Raw genomic sequence first — 21,974 nt, 5'->3', positions numbered from 1 at the left:
CCCGGGGTCGGCAAAGGGCCCCGGTAAAGGGCCATTTCACGAAATCTTGGTGGCGCTCATCACTCCGACAAACGTCACATCCGGTTAGCGGGTATTAACCAGCAGGCCAGAGGCACCGTCGAACTCGCAAGTTAGGGCAGCCTTTCTCGCGCCGAAAGCTGCGAAGATGTAACTATGAGCGGGGCTTAAGCAGGCAAATAAGCACAGGCCGAATTATCTATGCATTGGGGAGACCTTCTGTGACAACGCAGATGCTCATCAGGCTGATCGTGGGCATGGGCATGACGCTGGTCGTGGCCGCACTCGCCGCACGGCGTGTCCTGTGGCTGTTCAAGCTGATCACGTCCGGCAAGCCGGCCCCGGGGCACACCGACGAACCGGGCAAACGCGTCTGGGCCGAGGTCTCCGAGGTCTTCGGTCAGCGCAAGCTGTTGAAGTGGTCCATCCCCGGCCTGGCGCACTTCTTCACCATGTGGGGCTTCTTCATCCTGCTGACGGTCTACATCGAGGCCTACGGTCTGCTGTTCCAGGACAACTTCCACATCCCGATCATCGGGCGCTGGGACGCGCTGGGCTTCCTGCAGGATTTCTTTGCTACCGCGGTCTTCCTCGGCATCGTCACCTTCGCCATCATCCGGTTGATGCGCAGCCCGAAGGAGATCGGACGCGAGTCACGGTTCTACGGCTCGCACACCGGCGGCGCATGGCTGGTGCTGTTCATGATCTTCAACGTCGTCTTCACCTATGTCTTCGTCCGCGGGGCCGCGGTCAACAACGGCACGCTGCCCTACGGGAACGGGGCCTTCCTGTCGCAGCTGTTCGGTGTCATCCTGCGTCCGCTGGGCCAGCCCGCCAACGAGATCATCGAAACGACCGCGCTGCTGGCGCACATCGCGGTCATGCTGGCGTTCCTGATCATCGTGCTGCACTCCAAGCACATGCACATCTTCACGGCGCCGATCAACGTCATCTTCAAGCGCCTGCCCAACGGGCTGGGCCCGCTGCTGCCGCTGGAGTACGACGGCAAGCCGATCGACTTCGAAAACCCGCCCGACGACGCCGAATTCGGCCGCGGGAAGATCGAGGACTTCAGCTGGAAGGGCATGCTCGACTTCGCCACCTGTACCGAGTGCGGGCGCTGCCAGTCGCAGTGCCCGGCGTGGAACACCGGCAAGCCGCTGTCGCCCAAGCTCGTCATCATGGACCTGCGCGACCACTGGATGGCCAAGGCGCCCTACATCCTGGGCACTAAGGAAGGCCCCCTCGAGAGCACGCCGGAAGGCGGGGTCGGCGAGGAACTGTCCGGCGAGAAGCACGCCGAGGCCCACCACGTGCCCGAGTCCGGCTTCGGCCGCGTCATGGGATCCGGCCCCGAGCAGGCCAACCGGCCGCTGGTCGGCACGGAGGAACAGGGCGGCGTCATCGACCCCGACGTGCTGTGGTCCTGCGTGTCCTGCGGCGCCTGCGTCGAGCAGTGCCCGGTGGACATCGAGCACATCGATCACATCATCGACATGCGCCGCTACCAGGTGATGATGGAGTCGGAGTTCCCCTCCGAGCTGTCGGTGCTGTTCAAGAACCTGGAAACCAAGGGCAACCCGTGGGGCCAGAACGCGTCGGACCGCACCAGCTGGATCGACGAGGTCGACTTCGACGTGCCGGTCTACGGCGAGGACGTCGACAGCTTCGACGGGTTCGAGTACCTGTTCTGGGTGGGTTGCGCCGGCGCGTACGACGACAAGGCCAAGAAGACCACCAAGGCCGTCGCCGAGTTGCTGGCCATCGCCGGCGTGAAGTACCTGGTGCTCGGCACCGGAGAGTCGTGCAACGGCGACTCCGCGCGCCGCTCGGGCAACGAGTTCCTGTTCCAGCAGCTGGCCGCCCAGGCCGTCGAGACCCTGGACGGGCTGTTCGAGGGCGTGGAGACCGTCGACCGCAAGATCGTCGTCACCTGCCCGCACTGCTTCAACACGCTGGGCCGCGAGTACCGCCAGCTCGGCGCGAACTACTCGGTGCTGCACCACACCCAGCTGCTCAACCGGCTGATCCGGGACAACAAGCTGGTGCCGGTCACCCCGGTGTCGCAGGACATCACCTATCACGACCCCTGCTACCTGGGCCGGCACAACAAGGTCTATGAGGCGCCGCGCGAGCTGATCGGCGCGGCGGGCGCGAACCTCACCGAGATGCCGCGTCACGCCGAGCGCAGCTTCTGCTGCGGCGCCGGCGGCGCGCGGATGTGGATGGAAGAGCACATCGGCAAGCGGATCAACCACGAGCGCGTCGACGAGGCGCTGGCCACCGGGGCCGCCACCGTGGCGACCGCGTGCCCGTTCTGCCGGGTGATGGTGACCGACGGTGTCAACGACCGTCAGGAAGAGGCCGGCCGCAGCGGTGTCGAGGTGCTCGACGTCGCGCAGATCCTGCTCGGGTCCCTCGAGTACGACAAGGCGACGCTGCCGGAGAAGGGCACCGCCGCCAAGGAGGCCGAGAAGCGGGCGGCTGAAGCGCCCAAGGCCTCGACCGCCACGGCGACCGCACCCGCCGAGGCGCCGGCCGAGGAGGCGCCCGCCAAGGCGGAGGCCGCCCCGAAGTCCGAGGCCGCCGCGGCTCCGGTCAAGGGGCTGGGCATCGCCGGCGGCGCCAAGAGGCCGGGCGCCAAGAAGGCGGCGCCGGCGGCCCCTAAAGCCGAAGCCCCCAAGGCCGAGGCACCGGCGGAGGCCGGCGGCGAGGCCAAGGAACTCGCCGCGCCGGTGAAGGGCCTGGGGCTGGCCGCGGGCGCCAAGCGACCCGGCGCCAAGAAGGCCGCACCGGCCGCCCCTAAAGCCGAAGCCCCCAAGGCCGAGGCGACCGCGGAAGCCGAGACCGAGACCAAGTCCGAGCCCGAAGCCAAGGCACCCGCTGCGCCGGTCAAGGGACTGGGCATCGCCGCGGGCGCCAAGCGACCGGGCGCCAAGAAGGCGGCGCCCAAGGTTGAGGCCCCCATGGCCGAGGCTCCGAAGGCCGAACCGGCCCAGGCTCCGAAGGCGGAAGCGGAGCCGGCGCCGAAAGGGGAGCCGGCAAAGCAGACCGACGGCGACGACGCGCCGCCGCAACCTCCCGTCAAAGGCCTGGGCATTGCCCGTGGGGCGCGTCCCCCGGGCAAGCGCTGACCTGCGTCTTTCACGCTTGACAGCAAATTTTAGTGGACAGTGATGGCACCATTAATGGTGTGACCACCCATCATCTGCCCCTGCACGCGTCGGCTCATCACCGGCCGCAGCGCAGTTTCGCGCAGTCGTCGAAGCTTCAAGACGTCCTGTACGAGATTCGCGGGCCCGTGCACGCGCAGGCCGCGCGGCTGGAGGCCGAGGGGCATCGCATCCTCAAGCTGAACATCGGCAACCCGGCGCCGTTCGGCTTCGAGGCACCCGACGTGATCATGCGGGACATGATCCAGGCCCTGCCGTACGCCCAGGGCTACTCCGACTCGCAGGGCATCCTGCCCGCCCGCCGCGCGGTGGTGACCCGCTACGAGCTGGTCGACGGCTTCCCCCGGTTCGACGTCGACGACGTCTATCTGGGCAACGGGGTCTCCGAGCTGATCACCATGACGCTGCAGGCCCTGCTCGACAACGGCGACGAGGTGCTGATCCCGTCGCCGGACTACCCGCTGTGGACGGCGTCGACCTCGCTGGCGGGCGGCACGCCCGTGCACTACCTGTGCGACGAGACCCAGGGCTGGCAGCCGGACATCGCCGACATGGAGTCCAAGATCACCGACCGCACCAAGGCGCTGGTCGTGATCAACCCGAACAACCCGACCGGCGCGGTCTACACCAGCGAAGTCCTCACCCAGATCGTCGATCTCGCGCGCAAGCACGAGCTGCTGCTGCTCGCCGACGAGATCTACGACAAGATCCTCTACGACGACGCCAAGCACATCAACGTGGCTTCGCTCGCGCACGACATGTTGTGCCTGACCTTCAACGGCCTGTCCAAGGCCTACCGGGTAGCCGGCTATCGGGCCGGCTGGCTGACGATCACCGGGCCCAAGGACCACGCCGGCAGCTTCATCGAGGGCATCAACCTGCTGGCCAACATGCGGCTGTGCCCCAACGTCCCGGCGCAGCACGCGATCCAGGTGGCCCTGGGCGGCTACCAGAGCATCGACGACCTGGTCCTGCCGGGCGGGCGGCTGCTCGAGCAGCGCGACGTCGCGTGGACCAAACTCAACGAGATTCCCGGGGTGTCCTGCGTCAAGCCGGACGGCGCCCTGTATGCGTTCCCGCGGCTGGACCCCGAGGTCTACGACATCGAGGACGACGAACAGCTCGTCCTCGACCTGCTGCTGCAGGAGAAGATCCTGGTCACCCAGGGCACCGGCTTCAATTGGCCGGCACCGGATCACCTGCGCATCGTGACATTGCCCTGGGCCCGCGACCTGTCGGCCGCGATCGAGCGGTTGGGCAACTTCCTGGTCGGCTATCGACCGTAGGCGCCCGCGCGGCCGCCTCTACGGTGGAGCGGTGACGCACTCCCACTCGCACAGCATGCCGTCGGGCCCGTCGGCCGTTGACCCGTTGCCCGCCAGGATCGTCGTCGGGTTGCTGGTCGCGATCGGCGTGGCGGTGGCCGTCGGCGCCGTCGTGCTCTGGCCCAGCCGACAGCACGTCGACATCCCGATGCCGCTGCAGAACGCGGCGGGCGGCGCGGTGAGCACGCAGGCCGGGCACGTGTTGTCCAGCGGGACGGGCGACTGCGGCAGCCCGTCGGTCAGTCAGGTCCTCACCGGCGCGCCGCAGCAGGCCGCGCCGGGCGCGGGGCGCTGCGTCTTGACCCAGGTCTCGATCGATTCCGGGCCCAACGCCGGGGCCCAGACGCTGCTGGAGTCCTCCCCCGGCCCCGGCCAGCCGAAATTCGCGGTGGGGGACCGCATCCGGCTGGTGCGGCAGGTCGACGACCAGGGCGCCACTAGCTATGCGTTCTATGACTTCGAACGTGGTTGGGCGCTAACCGGTTTGGCGATCGCATTCGCGGTGGTCGTCGTGGCGGTGGCACGGTGGCGCGGGCTGCTCGCGCTCGTGGGCATCGTGGTCGCGTTCGGGGTGCTGGTGCTGTTCCTGCTGCCGGCCCTGCGCGACGGCGCACCCGCGGTTCCGGTGGCGCTGGTGGCGTCGGCGGCCATTCTCTACGCGGTCATCTACCTCGCGCACGGGGTCAACCTGCGGACCAGCGCCGCGCTGCTGGGCACCCTGTCGGCGCTGCTGCTGGCCGCCGGATTATCTTGGGCAGCAATACAACTGGCGCAGCTGACCGGCCTGTCGGACGAACAGAACAGCACGGTCAGCGCGTATCTGGGCAACGTGTCGATCGGCGGCCTGCTGCTGGCCGGGTTCATCATCGGGTCGCTGGGTGTGCTCAACGACGTGACGGTGACGCAGGCCTCGACGGTGTTCGAGCTAGCCCACCTCGGCGGCTCGCGGCGGGCGATCTTTCTGGGCGCCATCCGGGTGGGCCGCGACCACATCGCGAGCACGGTCTACACGCTGGTGCTGGCCTACGCCGGTAGCTCGCTGCCGCTGCTGTTGCTGTTCAGCGTCGCCAACCGCTCGTTGACCGACGTGTTGACCAGCGAGAGCGTGGCCATCGAGATCGCCCGCTCCGCGGTGGGCGGCATGGCGCTGGCGCTGTCGGTGCCGCTGACGACGGCGATCGCCGCGGTGCTGGCCAAACCTACTGAAATCGGCTCCGCTCCAACAGATCCAGCAGATAGCCGCCGTAGCCGGACTTGAGCAGGCTGTGCGCGCGTTCGGCCAGCTCGTCATCGGTGATCCAGCCTCGCCGCCACGCCACTTCCTCGGGGACGCTGACCTTCAGACCCTGCCGTCGCTCCAGGGTGCGAACGAAATCGCTGGCGTCCAGCAGCGAGTCGAACGTCCCGGTGTCCAGCCAGGCCGTGCCGCGCGCCATCACCTCGACCGAGAGTCGGCCCCGATTCAGGTAGATCTGGTTGACCTCGGTGATCTCGTACTCGCCCCGCGCCGACTTCTTCAGGCCCTTGGCGATCTCGATCACGTCGTTGTCGTAGAAGTACAGCCCCGGCACCGCATAGTTGGATTTCGGCGTCTTGGGTTTCTCCTCCAGCGACAGCGCCCTGCCGTCGTCGCTGAACTCGACGACACCGTACGCCGACGGGTTGGCCACCCAGTACGCGAAAACCGCTCCCCCGCTGATGGATTGGAAGCGGCTCAGGCTGGTGCCCAGCCCCGGGCCGTAGAAGATGTTGTCTCCCAACACCAACGCCACCGGCTCGTTGCCGATGTGGTCGGCGCCCAGCACGAAAGCCTGGGCCAGACCGTCGGGCTTTTCCTGTGTCACATAGGTGATGTTGACGCCGAACTGCGAGCCGTCGGCCAGCAGCCGCTGGAATCCGGGCGCGTCGTGCGGGGTGGTGATCACCAGGATGTCGCGGATCCCGGCCATCATCAGGGTGGACAGCGGGTAGTAGACCATCGGTTTGTCGTAGACCGGCAGCAGCTGCTTACTGATGCCCGTGGTGATCGGATGCAGGCGGGTGCCCGACCCGCCGGCCAGGATGATTCCGCGCATGGAGAGCTCCTAATGCCTTGATGGGCCTATTCGACGGCGTCGGACTCGGTGAGCTCGGTGGCCGCCAGCGCCGACGCCAAGCTGTCGTGCCGGAACACCGAGGTGACGTGGTCGCGGACGACGCGGAACGCCAACGCGTTGGTGGCCTCCCCGGGCGCCTCGGGGCTGCCCAGTTTTTGTTCCACGACGACGACGCCGTCGTGCACATACATCTGACCGAGCTGCGTCGTCGCCCGGTGCGACGCAGCCCAGCTGCGCAGCGCCTCGTGGCCCTGCGCGGCGCCGTGCGCGTCGCCGATCTCGATGTCGTCGCTGGATAACGCCGTCAACGTGTCGATGTCGGCGCTGGCGAGGGCGTCGTGCCATGCCAGAACGGTGGCGATCTCCGATGTGGTCATGGTGTGCAAGTTACCGTGCGGCCCCGCGGCTAGAGAGGCGTACGGTCCAACCAGCGCTCCCACACGGCGTCGTCGCCGTACAGCTCGACCCCCGTGTCGGCCAGCGGCCGCCGGCGCAGGATCGCCAGCAGCAGCTCGGTGGCGCCCCCGCGCAGCGCGGCGCTGCCCTTGCCGTGCTGGTGCGACCAGACGATCCGGCCCTCTTCGGCGGCGATCGTCCACTCGCCGGCTTCACCCAGGCCGGGATCGGTGGCGTGCAGGTGCAGGGTGTCGTCCCCCTCGAGCGGAAGCGGCGCCCCCTGGCCGCCCGCCTGGATCGCGACCCGCTCCAGCCATTCGGTGATGCCGTCGGCGGCCACGCCGGCATCCAGGGTGAACTCCCTGCCCAGCGTGATCGCCGCGTCGGCCCGATGCACCGCGACCTCGTGCAATCGGCGCCGGACCCACCAGTTCGCCGGCCGCGACCCGAGGAACGTCCAGACGGGTGTTTCGACCCCGGTCAGCTCGACGGCGTCGATCAGCCGCTGGGCCCCGCCGTGCAGCCAGGCGATCGCGCCGTCGGGGTCGGGCGGCGGCTTGCCGCCCTCCACCGTGCGCGGGTCGAGGTAGCTGTCGAGCTTGTCGCGCACGATCTGCGCCGCCCAGCGGTCGCCGCGGCCGACGTGGCGGAACAGTTGCCGCAGGGTCCAGTCCGGGCAGGTCGGCACCGGCGTGGACTCGTCGGCATCCTGGAAAAGCTCAGCGAAGGCCCGGTTCTCGTCGAGGAATGCTCCGGCATAGTCCACCCGGGTCAGGTTACTCGCCGGGGCGGTTGCCCCCTTCTCCCGCGTGCCTTGCGATGACGATCGCGCGCACTGCAGACTGGTCGTCGAAGTCCGGGTCGGCCAGGCATGCCGGGCGCCCGGGTCGCCGAATGCCGTTGTCCCCGAGAGGTGCTCATGCCCGATGACACTGCGAGCCTACCGGTCGCCCGCACGGCGATCCGCGAGTTCTGGGAGCGTGAGGGGTCGGAGTACGACCAGCGGACCGCGCACGGCATCTCCTCGGCGCCCGAACGCCGACAGTGGGCCGACGCTCTGAGCCCGATCCCCCCGGCGTCGCGGGTGCTCGATGTCGCCACGGGCACGGGCTTCGTCGCGCTGTTGCTGACCGAGCTCGGCCACCAGGTGACCGGCATCGACGCGTCCGAGGCGATGCTGGCGCGGGCGCGCGCCAAGGCCGCCGGGGGCGGGGTGGCCGTCACGTTCGTGGAGGGCGTCACCGAGAAGCTCCCGTTCGCCGACGCGAGCTTCGGCGCCGTGACGGCCCGGCATTTCATCTGGACCGTGCTCGAGCCGGAGCGGGCCTTCGCGGAATGGCGCCGGGTGCTGGTCCCGGGCGGGTTGTTGATCGCCGACGTTTCGCTGAACCCCCATGTGGCCGGCCATCACTACGCCGAGGACGTGGCGGCCAGCCTGCCCTTCCGCGAGATCCCCGATCCCGCACCGGTTGTCGACGCGCTGCGGTCGGCCGGGTTCGACGAGGTCGGCGTCGAGGTTTCCGACGACGGTGGCGAGTACCAGCGCGCGGCGCTGCGCGCCCGGGCGGGTCACCGGCCGTAAGGCGGCTAATCCCGGTGCGCTGCAGAATGTTTCGCGCACTGCGTGCTGGCCGTCGGCCTCCCGGGGCAGGTCACTTGCGTTCAATCTGATTCCAATCGTCCTCGACCGCACAAAACCGCGCTGAACTGCGCGAGCGCGCCGTCGGGACAATCGCGCCGGAGCGCTGCCGGATCGCCGCGACGCATCGCTGCGATGAAGATGGAGTCGCGGGCGATCGTTTCTCATCGCGGTCTCTTGTGCCCCACTCGCGCCGCTCTTTTCGCCTGGCACCGCGCTCGCGCGCGAATCCGGCCGGCCGACCATCGGAGACCCTCAATGACGATCGCAGCTCAGGAAAGCGCCGACCTTTCGGCCCCGCGCAGTACGGGGCAAGCCGGACCAGGCATGCGCAGGGTTGCGCTGGCCAGCCTCGTCGGCAGCGTGCTGGAGTGGTACGACTTCTTCCTGTACGGCTTCGCGGCCACCCTGGTCTTCGGCCCGCTGTTCTTTCCGAGCGCTTCCTCGACGGCGGGAGTACTTGCCGCGCTTGGCACTTTCGCGGTGGGGTTCGTTGCGCGGCCATTGGGCGGTGTTCTGTTCGGGCACCTGGGTGATCGCCTCGGGCGCAAGAAGATGTTGGTGGCGACGCTGCTGATCATGGGGGTCCCGTCGTTCCTGATCGGGCTGCTTCCCAGTTACGCCGCGATAGGCTGGGTCGCGCCCGCATTGCTGGTGGTCTTGCGTTTCTTGCAGGGAGTCGGACTCGGCGGCGAGTGGGCCGGCGCGGTTCTGGTGGTCACCGAGACCAGCCCCCAACATCGGAGCGGCTTTTGGGGATCGCTGGTGCAGACCGGATCCGCCCTGGGCCAGGGGTTGGCCACCGGATCGTTGTTCGTCCTTGCGTCGACGCTGAGCGAGCACAGCTTTGCTGCCTGGGGGTGGCGAGTGCCTTTTCTCTTCGGTCTCGCGCTGGGTGTCGTCGGCCTGTTCATCCGGCTGCGGGTTGTCGAGTCGCCGGAGTTCACCGCGCTGCGTCGCAGCGGCGAGTTGTCGCCGTTCCCGTTGTGCGAGGCGGTTCGCCAGCACGGTCGCACCATGTTGATCTGCTTCGCGGTGTATCTCGGTGGTGTGACGGTTCCCTTCTTTATCGAGACCGTGTTCCTCACCGGCTATGGCACCAAAACCCTTGGCCTGCCGTCGTCTTCGGTGCTGCTGGGCATCTCCGCCGTGCATGTCACCGTGTTCTGGACGTTGACGGTACTCGGCGGTTGGTTGGCCGACCGCGCGGGCGCGAGCACGGTGGTGCGCGCGAGCCTGTTCGCGTTGCTCGTGCTGCCGGCGGCGGGGCTGCTGGCCGTGCTGTCCAACTCGCCGACACTGCCGTCGCTACTGATCACGGAGGCGTTGATCGGGGCGCCACTGTGGGTGATCTGGGGTGCGCTGCCCAAATACCTCGCCGACTCGTTTCCGGCCCGGGTGCGCTACACCGGGATGTCGCTGTCCGGGCAGAGCTCCACCATCATCGGCGGACTCATTCCGCTGTTCCTCACCTCGGTGGTCGGCCACTTCGGCGGGGCGTTATGGCCGGTCGCGGTGACCACCACGGTCGTGGCGGCGGTCGGCCTGCTGGCCGCGCTCCTCGGCTCACCCGTTCACGCGCGCCCGCATGCGTCACGCGGCCCCGAAGAAGTCTCCCTCTAGCGGCTCCGAGCGGCGGCCGTCGGGACCGACGGGGATGTCGCCGACCAGGGTGATCCGATGCAGCACACGCTCTTGGCCGAGGTGCTCGTAATCGCGCGGCGCAAGATGCAACGTGGCCCGGTTATCCCAGAACGCAACGCTTCCCGGCTCCCACTTGAACCGGACCGAATATTCCGGGCGGGCGATCTGCTCGAACAACAGGTCCAGGACGTGGCGGCTTTCCCGGGGCGACAGGTCGACGATCTCGCGGGTGAAGAACTGATTGACGTAGAGAACTTTCTCGTTGGTCTCGGGATGCACCCGGACCACCGGATGGATCGACGCAAGCGGATTGCTGCGCACCAGGTCGCCGATCTTTGCGCCGCTGCGCTCGAACGACAGCGTGGCGCCGAAACGGTGCTCGGCGCGAAGCCCGTCGATGAACTCCCGAATTAACGGCGAAAGGCCTTGATAGACAGCGGCGACATTGGTGAAAAGGGTGTCGCCGCCGAACGGCGGAACCGCTTCGGCGCGAAGAATCGAATGCGACGGCGGGTTGATCAGCGGTGTCACATCGGCATGCCAGTTCGGGCCGTTCCAGCCCTCCTTATGGCGATACTCCGATCCATATCGACGGTCGTAGGCGTCCGCCGACACGGTGTGGATCTGCGGGAAACCGTCAGGCGCGGAATCGCCTTCGTACGGGTGGGCCGGGGTGACCTCACCGAACTGGGCCCCGAAAGCGATGTGTGCGGCGTGGTCCAGCTCCTGACCGCGAAAGAACACCACCTTCCACTTGTGCAGGGCCGACCGGATGACGGCCTTGTCCGCCTCGCTCAGCGGCACCGAGAGGTCGACACCGTCGACCAGAGCGCCCGTCCAGCCCGACAGCGGGACAACTTCAATACCGGTTTCGGTGGCAGCAGTGGTGGTCAATTCGCACGATTCCTATCAAGCGGTGAAAATGCATGCAATATAAGCTTTTTGAGCCTATCGGCAATGCGCTCGCCGGGAACCGTTTGTAATCGGGCTGAAAGTAAGCCCGCAGTGGTTGACTTCGCGGCTACGGCCGCGGCGCGCCCAGGCGGTAGACCCGCCAGCCCGCCTGTTGCCAGCGGGCGACGTCCAGGCAATTGCGGCCGTCGACGATGACGCGGGCGCGCACCCGGTCGGCAAGGTCGTCGGGGTCCATGTCGACGAACTGTCGCCACTCGGTGAGCACCAGCACCGCATCCGCGCGCTCGCACGCCTCTTCGACCGAGACGGCGTAGTTCAGCGTCGGGAACAACCGCTGCGCATTGTCCAGGGCCTTGGGGTCATAGACGTTGACCGCGGCGCCGTTGAGCTGCAGCTGACCGGCGACGTTGAGCGCGGGTGAGTCACGCACATCGTCGGATTCGGGCTTGAACGCCGCACCGAGGACGGCGATGTTGGCGCCCAGCAGCGAGCCACCGCAGGCCGCGCTGGCCAGTTCCACCATCCGGGTGCGCCGGCGCATGTTGATGCTGTCCACCTCGCGCAAAAAGGTCAGCGCCTGGTCGGCGCCCAGCTCGCCGGCGCGCGCCATGAATGCGCGGATGTCCTTGGGCAGGCATCCGCCGCCGAAACCCAAACCGGCATTGAGGAATTGGCGTCCGATCCGGGGGTCGTAGCCGAGCGCGTCGGCCAACAGGCTGACGTCGGCACCCGCGGCCTCGCATACCTCGGAAATGGCGTTGATGAACGAAATCTTGGTTGCCAGAAAAGCATTGGCGGAAACCTTGACCAGCTCCGCGGTCTGCAGGTCCGTCACCAGGAACGGCACCCCGGCCTCGAGCAGCGGTCCGTACAGCTCGCGCACGGCGGCCTCGGCGCGCATCGAATCCTGTTTGATCCCCAGCACGATCCGGTCGGGGTGCAGCGTGTCCTGCACGGCGTAGCCCTCGCGCAGAAACTCCGGGTTCCAAGCGATTTCGACGTCCACACCACTGGGTGCCAGCGCCGCCGCTCGTTGGTTCAACTCGGCCGAGGTGCCCACCGGAACCGTCGACTTGCCAACCAGCACAGCCGGCCTCGTCAGCCGGGGCACCAGCGCATCGATGACGGCGTACACGTGGCGCAGATCCGCGCCGTACTCACCCTTCTTCTGCGGTGTGCCCACCCCGAGGAAGTGCACGTCGGCGAAGTCGGCCGCCATGTCGTAATCGGTGGTGAACCGCAGCCGACCCGCGGCCAGGTTCTCCTTCAACAGCTTTCGCAGGCCCGGCTCGTAGAAGGGGATGTCGCCCCCGGCGAGCTTGGCGACCTTACCCGGGTCGATATCGACCCCGAGCACGTCGTGTCCCAGTTCCGCCATCCCCACCGCATGGGTGGCGCCGAGGTAACCCGTGCCAAACACGGTGCATCGCATACAACCGGTGTAGGCGGCCGCCATGAGCTAATTGCATCGCAGGGTTGAGCGGGAGGCAAACGGAAGATGACAGCTGACCGCCGCCAGGACAGGCACCTGGACTAGTGGCGGCCGAAGCCGCCGTGACCTCCGCCGAAGCCGGGGAAGCCGCCACCGCCGTGGCCGCCGCCGAAGCCGGGGAAGCCGCCGCCGCCGTGCGGCCCTTCGTCGCCGCCGCCGTGTCCGGGGGGTCCACCGAAGCCCGGCCCACCGAAGCCCGGCCCACCAAGGCCCGGGATCGGCAGCGGAATGGGCACCGGGATCGGCGCCACCGCGGGCGGAGGAGGCGGCGGAGCCACCGGTGCCGGTGCGGGCGCCTCCGGCACCGGAATGGGAGCCGCGGGCACCGGAGCGGGAGCCGCCGGCGCGGGAGCGGGTGCCTGCGGAGCGGGAGCGGGTGCCTGCGGAGCGGCCTCGGGAGCCGGAGCCTCGGGAGCCGGGGCGGGTGCCGCCGGCGCGGGCGCCTGCACCGGGGCCGGCGCCGCGGGCGCAGGAGCCGGCCGGGTGGGCGCGACCACCACGTTCTGGTTGGGGCTCGGCCGGACGTTGGCCGTAGGCCGGATGGCGATGGCCAGCGATACCACCAGTGCCACGACGCCGATCACGAAGATCGCCGCGACCGCGCTTCCCACCAGCCGAAACGAGCTGCGCTCGTGGTAGTCCGCGTCGACCAGCGCCGTCGCGGCGGTCTGTGAACCGGTGAAGAACTCGTCCGGGTCGTCGGGCACGGCGCTGTACGCGAGTCCGTCCGCGCCGGCCTCGCCCGGGTTTTCGAAGTAGCCGGGCGCCACGGCGAGCGGGTTGATCGCGCCGGTGCCGGGATCCTGCGCGTAGGCCAGGGCCGCGGTGGACGACGAGAACAGCGGTGCGTGCGCCGAGGCCAGCGCCGCGCCGCGGGCCAGGGCCGTGTCCGGCTCCTCGGGCGCGGTCAGCGGCAGCGTGGTCGCGGCCTCCAGGGCGGGCTTGATCAGCGGGATGTCGATGCCGGAGCCGACGACGAACACGGCGTCCGGGCGCTTCTCCAGGTTCTCGGCACTGGACACCATCGCGGCCAGCTGGGCGACCGCCGCCTCGTCATCATCGGGCAGGGCCTGGCGCTGGACGTCGGCGATGGATCCGTCCGCGCTGTCGACCACCGCCAGCGTCGCGGTGTCGGGCTCGATGTAGAGCAGCGCGGTCTGCGCGTAATTGGTCCGGTGGCCGACCGCCTGGGCCAGCGCTGCCGCGGCCAGGAAGGCCGAGACGAGCATCACATTTTCGACTTTGTGGGCGGCCAGCTTGTCGCGGAGCGCCGCGGCCTCGAGGGGGTCGGTGAAGGTGACCCCGGTCGACGCCAGTTGGTAGCCGCCCTCCGCGGCGCCCTGACGCGTCCCCAAGATGGCCGAGACTACCTGGTCCGAGGCGGTTACCGTTGCTGCATCTGCGGACGCAGCGACGTCGAAATTGTCTTCATCGACCGTCGCGCCGTCGCCGTTTTCCCCCTCGACCAGCACCATCCGGACTGCCGTCGGGGCCATCGACACACCAAGTACGGTGTCCAAAGCTCCTCCAATAGTCGTTGCTAGCCAATCTCGGCGGGGGCGGGCTCGTCGCTCGACGTGGTGGCGCGAGACATCGCTGAGTCCCCACCGGTATTCCCCTAACGACCCGATTTTACGCGCGTTCGGCGCCCTGGCGGCGGCCCGGGGCGGGGGTGCGACCGGGCTACGGCGACGGAATTTGCGTCGGAATCTGCGGGCCCAGGTGGCGGTGCAGCCAGTCTTCCCAGTGTTGATGGTCACCGGAATGCGGCGAGGGCTGCGGCGACGGTGCGGGGGCCTGCGGCGGGGCCGCCGGTACGTCCGACGCCGGGGGCGGGCCCGGCGGACCGGCGTCCGGATTCTGCGGGGCGACGACGTTGGTGCTGACGTCGGGCTGTTGGTCCGGGTGCGAACCGATGCCGACGGCCAGGGCCAGCGCCAATGCCACGATGCCGCCGACGAAGACCGTGGTCACGGCCGCGATCGTCAAGATCGATTTGCGGCTGCGCCGCTGCCGCAGGTCTGCGGCCGGGTGGGCGTCGGAGGCCGGATCCACGGCGCTGTAGGCGAGTTCGATCGACGCGGCCGACGAGGTCTGCGTGGCCGGCATCGAGACCGTGCGCGGCGCTCCCAGCTTCGCGTTCGCCGCGGCCAGCGAGGCGCCGCGCGCCAGCGCCATCTCGGGTTCCTCGGGTGTGGTCACCGACAGTGCGGTCGCGGCCTCGAGCGTCGGCTTGATCGACGGGATGTCCACCTCCGAGCCGACCAGAAACACCCCGTCGGGCCGGGCGCTCATCGACTCGGCGCCCGAGACCATCGCGGACAGCTTCGCCAATGCGGCGTCGTCGCTGCCGGGCAGTGGATGCCGGTGCACGTCGGTGACGGTCCCGCTGGAGGTGTTGACGACTGCCAGGGTCGCGCTGCCCGGCTCGACGAGCAGCAACGCCGTGCGCGCCCAGTTGGTGGCGCTGCCCATGGCCTGCGCCAGCGCCGCGGCGGCCATGACCGCCGAGACCAGCATCACATTCTCAATCTTGCGGGCCGCCAACGCGTCTCGCAGCGCAGCCGCCTTCGCGGGGTCGGTCCAGCTCACTCCGCTCGATCGCAGCCGGTACCCGCCCTGGGCCGCGCTGTCGCGGGTGCCGAGGATGGCTGAGACGACGTGATTCGCTGCGGCGACCGGTGTTTCGTCGCCGGCGACGTCGAAACCGTCCTGATCGACCGTTACCCCGCCGGCGGCCTCACCTTCGATGAGCACCATGCGGACCGTTTCAGGCGCCATAGACACGCCGAGTACGACGTCCATCGCTCCTCCACATCGTCCAATTGGTTGCTGCGCCATGCCAGGACAGCTGCGGTGCCACCACCTCGGGGCCTCGCGATTTGAGAGTCAGCCGGACGTACGAAGAGTTCTGGCCGCGGCCACACCCCAATGCGCCAGCCTAGCGCGCCCCGTCCGACATGCGCGTGAACCGCGACACGCTAACGGTGGCCGCCATGACCACCGCCGAAACCATGACCACCGCCGAAGCCATGGCCCCCACCGAACGGCCCGTGACCGCCGCCGAACGGCCCGTGACCGCCGCCGAACGGCCCGTGGCCGCCGAAAGGCCCGTGACCACCGAAAGGCCCGTGGCCGCCGCCCAAGCCGGGCGCCGGCAGCCGGGGCGGCGGAACGAACACGGGCGGCGGCAGGACCGGCAGGGCCGGAGCTGCCGGAGCCGGCGGCGCGATGGGCCGAGGCGCGGCCAGCGGCCGGGGCGGTTCGATCTTGGGCTGGGCCTGCACCGGCGGCCCGGGGTTGACCGGGGCAGGGGCCGGCGTGGGAGCCGGGGCGACGATGTTTTCGTTGGGGCTGGGCCGCAACGCCACGGTCGGGCGAATGCTGATCGCCAGTGCGATCTCCAGCGCCACCACCGCGGCGATGAAGATCACCGCCAGCGAGCTGCTGACCAGCATGAACGACTTGCGCCGTCGCGCGCGTTCGTCGAGACCGATGACGGTTTTGGCCTCGGCGTCATCGTCCGCCACGGCGCTGTAGGCGACGTTGGTCCTGCCCTTGTCGACATCGGCGGCCAGAGCCGCGATGTGGCTGCGGTACTCGGGCTGATAGCCGGGCAGCAGGCCAGGGTACTGCCCGGCGAGAACCAGCGGGTCGACCTCGCCGGTGCCCGGATCCAGCGCATAGGCCAGTGCGGCCGTCGACGACGCGAACAGCGGCGCATTCGCCGACGCCAGCGCGGCCCCTCGGGCCAGGGCCATCTCCGGCTCGTCGGGTACGGACAACTCGAGTGAGGTCGCGGCCTCTAGCACCGGCTTGATCAGGGGTACGTCGACGCCGGAACCGACGAGAACCAGCCCTTCGGGGTGCGTTTCGAGCGCTTCGGCGCCGGACGCCATGTCGACGAGTTCGGCTACGGCTTGGTCCTCGTCCTCCGGGAGGACCCTGCGGCGCACCTCGGAGACCGAGCCGTCAGCGGTGTCGACGACCGCCAGGGTTGCGCTGTAGGGCTCGACGAAGAGCAGCGCGGTGCGCGCGTAATTGGTGGCGTCGCCGACTGCCTGCGTCAGCGCGGCCGCGGCCATGAAGGCCGAGACCAGCATGACGTTCTCGACCTTGTGGGAGATCAGGGCGTCGCGCAGCATCGCCGCTTCGACATGATCAGTCCATGTCACACCCGTCGACAGCAGTTGGTAGCCGCCGTCGGTGGCGCCTTCCCGGGTGCCGAGGATCGCCGAGATCACTTCGTCGGGGGCGGTGCCGGGCCTGGCGGTGCGCTGGGTGTCGACGTCGAAGTCCTCCTCGTCGACGGTGACCCCGTCGGCGCTCTCCCCTTCGACCAGCACCATGCGCACTTTCGTCGGCGTCATCGAGACGCCGAGCACGATGCCCACCACCGCTTAAATTCCCCCTGTCCGGTTTGCTGTGTTGCTCGATACCCCCATCGGCAACACCACTATTTATCGATCACCAGGAATTTCCTGCCACAGCAGGGCAAGGGCCGCATGCCCGCCTACATTGCTGGGTTGATGAAATTCTGGCGGCCGAGGCGGCAGCTTTTGGCCAGCCTCAATACCCCGACCCTACCCGTGTGAGCTCGCAGGGGGTCACGCGCGATTGCTGTGGATTGGTTGGCAAGCGAACTAGTGGTGCCCGCCGCCTCCGCCGCCGAAGCCGCCGCCGCTGTGACCACCACCGAAGCCGCCGCCCCCACCGAAGCCGCCGCCGCTGTGACCGCCACCGAAGCCACCGAGACCACCGCCACCGCCGGGCGCCGGAGCGTGACCGCCACCGAAGCCACCGAGACCACCGCCACCGCCGGGCGCCGGAGCGTGACCGCCACCCAAGCCACCCGGACCACCCGAACCCGGCGTCGGGACATGCCCGCCCGGACCGCCCGGGCCGTTCTCACCAGGGGTCGGAGAGTGGCCGCCGCCGTAGTTGCCGGGGCCGCTCGGCTTGGGCGGGGTGCCCTCGCTAGGGGGCGTCTGGTGCGGCGGCGACTGCGGCACGGTGACCTGCGGGGGCTGGGGCAGGTGCACCGGAGGTTGCGGCTGGGCCGGTTGTGGGATGGACAGATGCGGCGGGACCGCCAGCATCGGGGGGTCGATGGGGTCGGGAACCGGAATATGCACGGGCACCGGAACCGGTACCGGTACCGGGGGAAGCACGACGGGAACCGGAACGATCGGCGCAGCGGGCGGCGGAGGCGCCGCCGGCGGCGGAACCGCGGGCAGCGGCGCGGCGGCCGGCGGACTCAACGGCTGGGGTGCTGCCGCCGGGGCGGGCACGCTCATCTTCGCCAGCGGCTGGGACGCTTGCACCGGCGCCGGTGCCGGCGGCTGTTCGGGCACGATGAGGTGCTGGCCCGGGGTGGGTTGCAAGGCCACGGTTCCGGTGTTGCGGATGCCGATCGCCAACGCGATCTCGAGCGCCAGCACCGCGCTGATCCCGACCACCGCCAGCCCGCTGCCGACCAGCAGGACCGGCCGCCGCTTCGGCTGGCTCTCTTCGGGAAGGAAGAGCTTCTCGATGACGACGGTCGCTGATTCGGCGTCGTCGTCCCCCACCGCGCTGTAGGCGAGCTCGTCGTCGCCGGCCTCCCGTCCGAATGGGACATAGAGGTATTCGGGAAGGGAGTACTGGTCCACCGCGCCGGTGCCCGGGTCTTGCGCATAGGCCAGCGCGGCGGTCGACGAGGCAAACAGCGGCGCGTTCGCCGACGCCAGCGCCGCCCCGCGGGCCAGCGCCGTCTCCGGCTCCTCGGCCACACTCACATCGAGGAACGTCGTCGCCTGCAACACCGGCTTCAGCGGAGCGACGTCGATGCCCGAGCCGACTAGGAACAGGCCGCCCGGCAGGAGTTCGAGCTTCTCCATCCCTGCGACCATCGCGCTGAGCTGCTCGGCGGCATCGCCGTAGGACTCGGCGTGGATCTGCTGTTTGTAGACGTCCGGGATGGAACCGTCGGACGTCTCGACGACCGCCAGCGTCGCGGTGTCGGGCTCGACCAGCAGCACGGCGGTGCGCTCGTAACCCATTGCGCCGCCGACATTTTGCGCCAGCGCCGCCGCGGCCAGAAAGGCCGAGACCAGCATCACGTTGTCGATCCGGTGGGCGGCCAGCGCGTCGCGCAACGCCGCAGCTTCGAGTTGATCCGTCCACGTCACGCCGATCGACGACAGCTCGAGACCGGCGTCGACCGCGCCCTCGCGGGTGCCCAGGATGGCGGAGATGACTTGATCGGGCCCGGTCGTCGTAGCCGCGTCGTCGACGTCAGCGACGTCGAACGTGTCCTCTTCTACCGTGGCGCCGTCGGCGTATTCGCCTTCCAGCACGACCATTTGGATCGATGACGGTGCCATCGACACCCCGAGCACGATATCCAATACAACCCCCTCCAAAGGTATTGCACGATGAGCCATGGCCAGGCGGAGGAAAAAACCATGGCTAACTAAGTATCGCGCACAAGGGGGGCGTGAGAGCCCCTCAGAACCTATGTAGTCCTTATGAAGTTCTGATAGGAGCGCGACGGGGTCGGTCCTCGCTGGCCCTGATACTTCGAACCTACTTGCCTACTGCCGTAAGGGTGTTCGGCGGGACTGGTCAGCCGCAGAATGCACAGCTGACCGATCTTCATGCCCGGCCACAAGGTGATCGGCAGGTTGGCGACGTTGGACAGCTCCAGCGTGATGTGGCCGCTGAAGCCGGGGTCGATGAACCCGGCGGTCGAGTGCGTCAGCAGGCCGAGGCGGCCCAGCGACGACTTGCCCTCCAGGCGCCCGGCGAGGTCGTCGGGCAGGGTGATGAGTTCCAGCGTCGAGCCGAGCACGAACTCGCCGGGATGCAGCACGAACGGCTCGCCGGCGGCGGGTTCGACCAGGCTGGTCAGCTCGTCCTGTTGCTTGGCCGGGTCGATGTGGGTGTAGCGGGTGTTGTTGAACACTCGGAACATGCAGTCAAGCCGCACGTCGATGCTGGACGGCTGCACCAGGCCGGCTTCGAATGGCTCGATGCCGAGCCGCCCGGCGGTGATTTCGGACCTGAGGTCGCGGTCGGAGAGCAGCACGCGACGAGCCTAGCTGGCTGCTCTACGTGTTCAGCGGAGGTAGACCTCGCTGCCGTTCGGATATCCGCCCCCGGTGGTCGTGACGTGCACGTGGTCGTAGTGGCCGAGCCGGCTCGCCTGGGCTCCGCCGGGCGTGTAGTAGACACCCCGCCAAATCGCGTCCTGGATGCCGAACCGGTTGGCGTTCTGTAGCACGTAGGCGACGATCGCATTGCCCAGCGCGATGCCCTCGTCGGACCCCGGGTTGGGAATCATCACGTCGACCGCCAGGCCGAGGGGGTGCCACGGCAACGGATCCGGGCGCACTCCCCCCATCTCGTGGATCTGCGGGAACTCCGCGGTGATGCTCCGCGCGACCAGGATCGTCCGCACCTGCATGCCCCGTTCCGGGGCGACGTCGGCGGTCAGGAAACGGCCCCGGGTGTGATACCGCGACGCCGCGGCGGGCTCGGCATCAGGGGATCCCTTGATGAGACGGTGCGACGCCGCCGTCACGATTTGAACGCAGCACGGAGTGGTGTCGCTGATAACGGGTTTCGCCTCGGCACGGGGCGCAGAGGGGTGGACATCCGCGGACGCCGCGAAGAAGACGGCCGCGGGGGCGAGCACCGCTGCCAGGGCCACGGATAGTCTACGCCGCTTCCTGGCTAACTCGTGTCGACCCACGTCGTGCACATTACGGTGCAATAACGAAATAATAAATATGAGCCTGTGAATTTGTGAAAGGAATAACTCTGATTCGGAGGGCCGGCGCTGCGCCGCGGTCGATGAGCCGTCCTGACCTCGACGGCCGCCGCCGGGTGCTAGCCTTCCTTGGCGACAGTGCCGATGTAGTTCAATGGCAGAACATCAGCTTCCCAAGCTGAATACGCGGGTTCGATTCCCGTCATCGGCTCCACGGTGAGCTGGGCATATCACTCTGTGGCGTATGCGCACGCCACCACTCGGTCCCGCAGCGGTTCCCTTAGTTCGGGAATGAGATATCGCGAGCATCGGCCTGCCTCATGCAGCCGGGAATAGCTGAGATCCGCACCCCCCGGGCGATAACGTAACCCAAAAGAATCGGCGTGCGTCGGGCGCGCCGAACAGCACGGCTGAGGGTGCGCAAACATGACCAGTGAAGAGGCCACACAACGACTGGCAACCGATACGCTGACGCGACCGCCTGGCCAAACGGAGACACGGTGGCAGATTCTCAGGGCATCGTGCTGGGTCTTGCTCGTCCTCACGGTGCTCGCTGCGGTGGTGATGGCGGTTCGTCCGTCGCTGGCCGCGCAAGCCGGGGGCGCCCAAATGGGATTCGTCCTTCTGTTTGTGGTCGTCCATGCGTGGCTGGGCTACGGCGTCAAGGGCATGGGCGCATTCGTCGCCATCGCCGGCGTTGTTGCGTTCGCCTTGGAGGCGATCGGTGTCGCGACCGGATTCCCGTTCGGCTCCTACACCCATCACCTGCCCGGTCCGAAACCCCTGGGCGTTCCCCCGGTCGCCGTCGTCAGCTGGATCATGTTCGGCTGGCTGGCCTGGGCGCTGGCCCGGGTGATCATGCGACCCGCTCCCGATGCGGCTGTCGGTGGCGCCGAACGCTTTACGACGCCCATCGTGGCGACATTCATCCTTGGCGGTTATGACCTGGTAAACGACCCCATCGGGGCGACGGCGCACGACTGGTACTCCTATCACCACCCGACCGGCGCGCTGGGAGTCCCGCTGACCAACTTTCTCGGCTGGCTGCTGACGGGCTGGCTGATCTTTCAGCTCGTCGCGCTCGTCGAGGCGCGATTCCCCGGAGGGCCCGCCACCCGAACCCGCACGTACTGGCTGCTGCCGTGCCTGTTCTGGCTTTCCACCGCCACCCAGGTCTTCACCAGCCTGATCCATCCGGCCGACGGCGTCGCGGTCCGCGGCGGCAAAACCATCCAGATTGCCGACGTGTACGAATCAGGGGCATCGGCAGCGTTATTCACCATTCTTCTCACTGGGATCATGGCGCTGGTCCGCCTCTACAGTCGTCAGCCGTCGAAGATCCTTCGTTTTTCTACAGACGAGGCTTGATCGGCGCGCCGTGTGGGGCCGCAAACCGGCCTAACCACAAGCGGCACAACACTACGTCGTGCTCTTCGGGCTTCATGGCGCTTCTTTCATTACTACGCAGCCACGCGAATGTCACGCTGAGCGTGGGCCCCGAAACCTCGCCCGCGGCAATCGGT

Annotated in this window: 17 protein-coding genes and 1 tRNA gene; 7 read left to right on the top strand and 11 right to left on the bottom strand. The window is 68.4% G+C overall.

Translation table 11 applies throughout. The features are described 5' to 3' along the window. The first annotated feature begins 239 nt into the window (after positions 1 to 239). Genes ACYQ8K_RS23840 through ACYQ8K_RS23830 form a run of 3 tightly spaced genes read left to right on the top strand, consistent with a single transcriptional unit; the run spans position 240 to position 5,774 of the window. Positions 240 to 3,152 carry a (Fe-S)-binding protein gene (locus tag ACYQ8K_RS23840; protein WP_459972867.1) on the top strand — a complete coding sequence of 971 codons (2,913 nt, stop codon included), beginning with the start codon at positions 240 to 242 and terminating at the stop codon, positions 3,150 to 3,152. Between the two features lie 32 nt (positions 3,153 to 3,184). Then, positions 3,185 to 4,477 (top strand): pyridoxal phosphate-dependent aminotransferase, encoded by a 1,293-nt coding sequence (locus ACYQ8K_RS23835; protein WP_459972865.1) that lies wholly within the window; start codon positions 3,185 to 3,187, stop codon positions 4,475 to 4,477. A gap of 31 nt (positions 4,478 to 4,508) precedes the next feature. Continuing rightward, positions 4,509 to 5,774, top strand: a complete 1,266-nt coding sequence (locus ACYQ8K_RS23830; protein ID WP_459972863.1) for a YibE/F family protein — start codon at positions 4,509 to 4,511, stop codon at positions 5,772 to 5,774. Here the strand turns inward: ACYQ8K_RS23830 and rfbA are convergent. The 3 genes from rfbA to ACYQ8K_RS23815 are packed head-to-tail and all read right to left on the bottom strand — an operon-like array spanning position 5,716 to position 7,774. Further along, positions 5,716 to 6,591 carry a glucose-1-phosphate thymidylyltransferase RfbA gene (gene rfbA, locus ACYQ8K_RS23825; protein ID WP_459972861.1) on the bottom strand — a complete coding sequence of 292 codons (876 nt, stop codon included), beginning with the start codon at positions 6,589 to 6,591 and terminating at the stop codon, positions 5,716 to 5,718. The two genes, ACYQ8K_RS23830 and rfbA, sit on opposite strands and share 59 nt — an antisense overlap. Before the next feature lie 26 nt (positions 6,592 to 6,617). Then, positions 6,618 to 6,989: a nuclear transport factor 2-like protein gene (locus tag ACYQ8K_RS23820; protein WP_459972860.1), complete on the bottom strand. Its 372-nt coding sequence runs from the start codon at positions 6,987 to 6,989 to the stop codon at positions 6,618 to 6,620. A gap of 29 nt (positions 6,990 to 7,018) precedes the next feature. Further along, positions 7,019 to 7,774 (bottom strand): maleylpyruvate isomerase family mycothiol-dependent enzyme, encoded by a 756-nt coding sequence (locus tag ACYQ8K_RS23815; protein ID WP_459972858.1) that lies wholly within the window; start codon positions 7,772 to 7,774, stop codon positions 7,019 to 7,021. 153 nt (positions 7,775 to 7,927) lie between these two features. On the opposite strand from ACYQ8K_RS23815, the gene ACYQ8K_RS23810 reads away from it, so the two are divergent. Further along, on the top strand, positions 7,928 to 8,590 hold the full coding sequence (locus tag ACYQ8K_RS23810) for a class I SAM-dependent methyltransferase (RefSeq protein ID WP_459972856.1): 663 nt from the start codon (positions 7,928 to 7,930) through the stop codon (positions 8,588 to 8,590). Between the two features lie 315 nt (positions 8,591 to 8,905). Continuing rightward, entirely contained in the window at positions 8,906 to 10,270 is a 1,365-nt protein-coding gene (locus ACYQ8K_RS23805) for an MFS transporter (RefSeq protein ID WP_459972854.1), read from the top strand. Here ACYQ8K_RS23805 and ACYQ8K_RS23800 read toward each other — a convergent pair. From ACYQ8K_RS23800 to ACYQ8K_RS23765, 8 genes are all read right to left on the bottom strand, one after another. Continuing rightward, complete coding sequence (locus ACYQ8K_RS23800; RefSeq protein ID WP_459972852.1) at positions 10,241 to 11,185, bottom strand: TauD/TfdA dioxygenase family protein; 945 nt, start codon at positions 11,183 to 11,185, stop codon at positions 10,241 to 10,243. The genes ACYQ8K_RS23805 and ACYQ8K_RS23800 overlap by 30 nt on opposite strands. Before the next feature lie 127 nt (positions 11,186 to 11,312). Continuing rightward, positions 11,313 to 12,638, bottom strand: a complete 1,326-nt coding sequence (locus ACYQ8K_RS23795) for a UDP-glucose dehydrogenase family protein (protein ID WP_459972850.1) — start codon at positions 12,636 to 12,638, stop codon at positions 11,313 to 11,315. Between the two features lie 101 nt (positions 12,639 to 12,739). Continuing rightward, entirely contained in the window at positions 12,740 to 14,218 is a 1,479-nt protein-coding gene (locus tag ACYQ8K_RS23790) for a DUF7159 family protein (RefSeq protein WP_459972848.1), read from the bottom strand. Positions 14,219 to 14,381: 163 nt separating this feature from the next. Beyond that, positions 14,382 to 15,503 (bottom strand): DUF7159 family protein, encoded by a 1,122-nt coding sequence (locus tag ACYQ8K_RS23785; protein ID WP_459972846.1) that lies wholly within the window; start codon positions 15,501 to 15,503, stop codon positions 14,382 to 14,384. Between the two features lie 176 nt (positions 15,504 to 15,679). Next, positions 15,680 to 17,095 carry a DUF7159 family protein gene (locus ACYQ8K_RS23780; protein WP_459972845.1) on the bottom strand — a complete coding sequence of 472 codons (1,416 nt, stop codon included), beginning with the start codon at positions 17,093 to 17,095 and terminating at the stop codon, positions 15,680 to 15,682. 246 nt (positions 17,096 to 17,341) lie between these two features. Next, positions 17,342 to 19,063, bottom strand: a complete 1,722-nt coding sequence (locus ACYQ8K_RS23775) for a DUF7159 family protein (RefSeq protein WP_459972844.1) — start codon at positions 19,061 to 19,063, stop codon at positions 17,342 to 17,344. A gap of 131 nt (positions 19,064 to 19,194) precedes the next feature. Continuing rightward, positions 19,195 to 19,767 carry a dCTP deaminase gene (gene dcd / locus ACYQ8K_RS23770; RefSeq protein WP_459972843.1) on the bottom strand — a complete coding sequence of 191 codons (573 nt, stop codon included), beginning with the start codon at positions 19,765 to 19,767 and terminating at the stop codon, positions 19,195 to 19,197. A 30-nt stretch (positions 19,768 to 19,797) separates the two neighbouring features. Continuing rightward, positions 19,798 to 20,433, bottom strand: coding sequence for a hypothetical protein (locus ACYQ8K_RS23765; protein ID WP_459972841.1), 636 nt, complete (start codon positions 20,431 to 20,433; stop codon positions 19,798 to 19,800). Between the two features lie 158 nt (positions 20,434 to 20,591). On the opposite strand from ACYQ8K_RS23765, the gene ACYQ8K_RS23760 reads away from it, so the two are divergent. Together ACYQ8K_RS23760 and ACYQ8K_RS23755 are read left to right on the top strand one after the other, a co-directional pair. Then, positions 20,592 to 20,665, top strand: a tRNA-Gly gene (locus ACYQ8K_RS23760). 317 nt (positions 20,666 to 20,982) lie between these two features. After that, complete coding sequence (locus ACYQ8K_RS23755; RefSeq protein WP_459972839.1) at positions 20,983 to 21,819, top strand: carotenoid biosynthesis protein; 837 nt, start codon at positions 20,983 to 20,985, stop codon at positions 21,817 to 21,819. The last annotated feature ends 155 nt before the right edge of the window (positions 21,820 to 21,974 follow it).

The organism is Mycobacterium sp. MUNTM1 (assembly GCF_054660795.1).
This window is presented reverse-complemented; position numbering and strand designations above follow the sequence as displayed.

What these genes read in the sequence shown, in the direction of transcription:
- rfbA (WP_459972861.1), bottom strand. Translation starts at nt 6,591, where the DNA reads ATGCGCGGAATCATCCTGGCCGGCGGGTCGGGCACCCGCCTGCATCCG.
- ACYQ8K_RS23820 (WP_459972860.1), bottom strand. Translation starts at nt 6,989, where the DNA reads ATGACCACATCGGAGATCGCCACCGTTCTGGCATGGCACGACGCCCTC.
- ACYQ8K_RS23810 (WP_459972856.1), top strand. Translation starts at nt 7,928, where the DNA reads ATGCCCGATGACACTGCGAGCCTACCGGTCGCCCGCACGGCGATCCGC.
- ACYQ8K_RS23805 (WP_459972854.1), top strand. Translation starts at nt 8,906, where the DNA reads ATGACGATCGCAGCTCAGGAAAGCGCCGACCTTTCGGCCCCGCGCAGT.
- ACYQ8K_RS23795 (WP_459972850.1), bottom strand. Translation starts at nt 12,638, where the DNA reads ATGCGATGCACCGTGTTTGGCACGGGTTACCTCGGCGCCACCCATGCG.
- ACYQ8K_RS23785 (WP_459972846.1), bottom strand. Translation starts at nt 15,503, where the DNA reads ATGGACGTCGTACTCGGCGTGTCTATGGCGCCTGAAACGGTCCGCATG.
- ACYQ8K_RS23775 (WP_459972844.1), bottom strand. Translation starts at nt 19,063, where the DNA reads ATGGCACCGTCATCGATCCAAATGGTCGTGCTGGAAGGCGAATACGCC.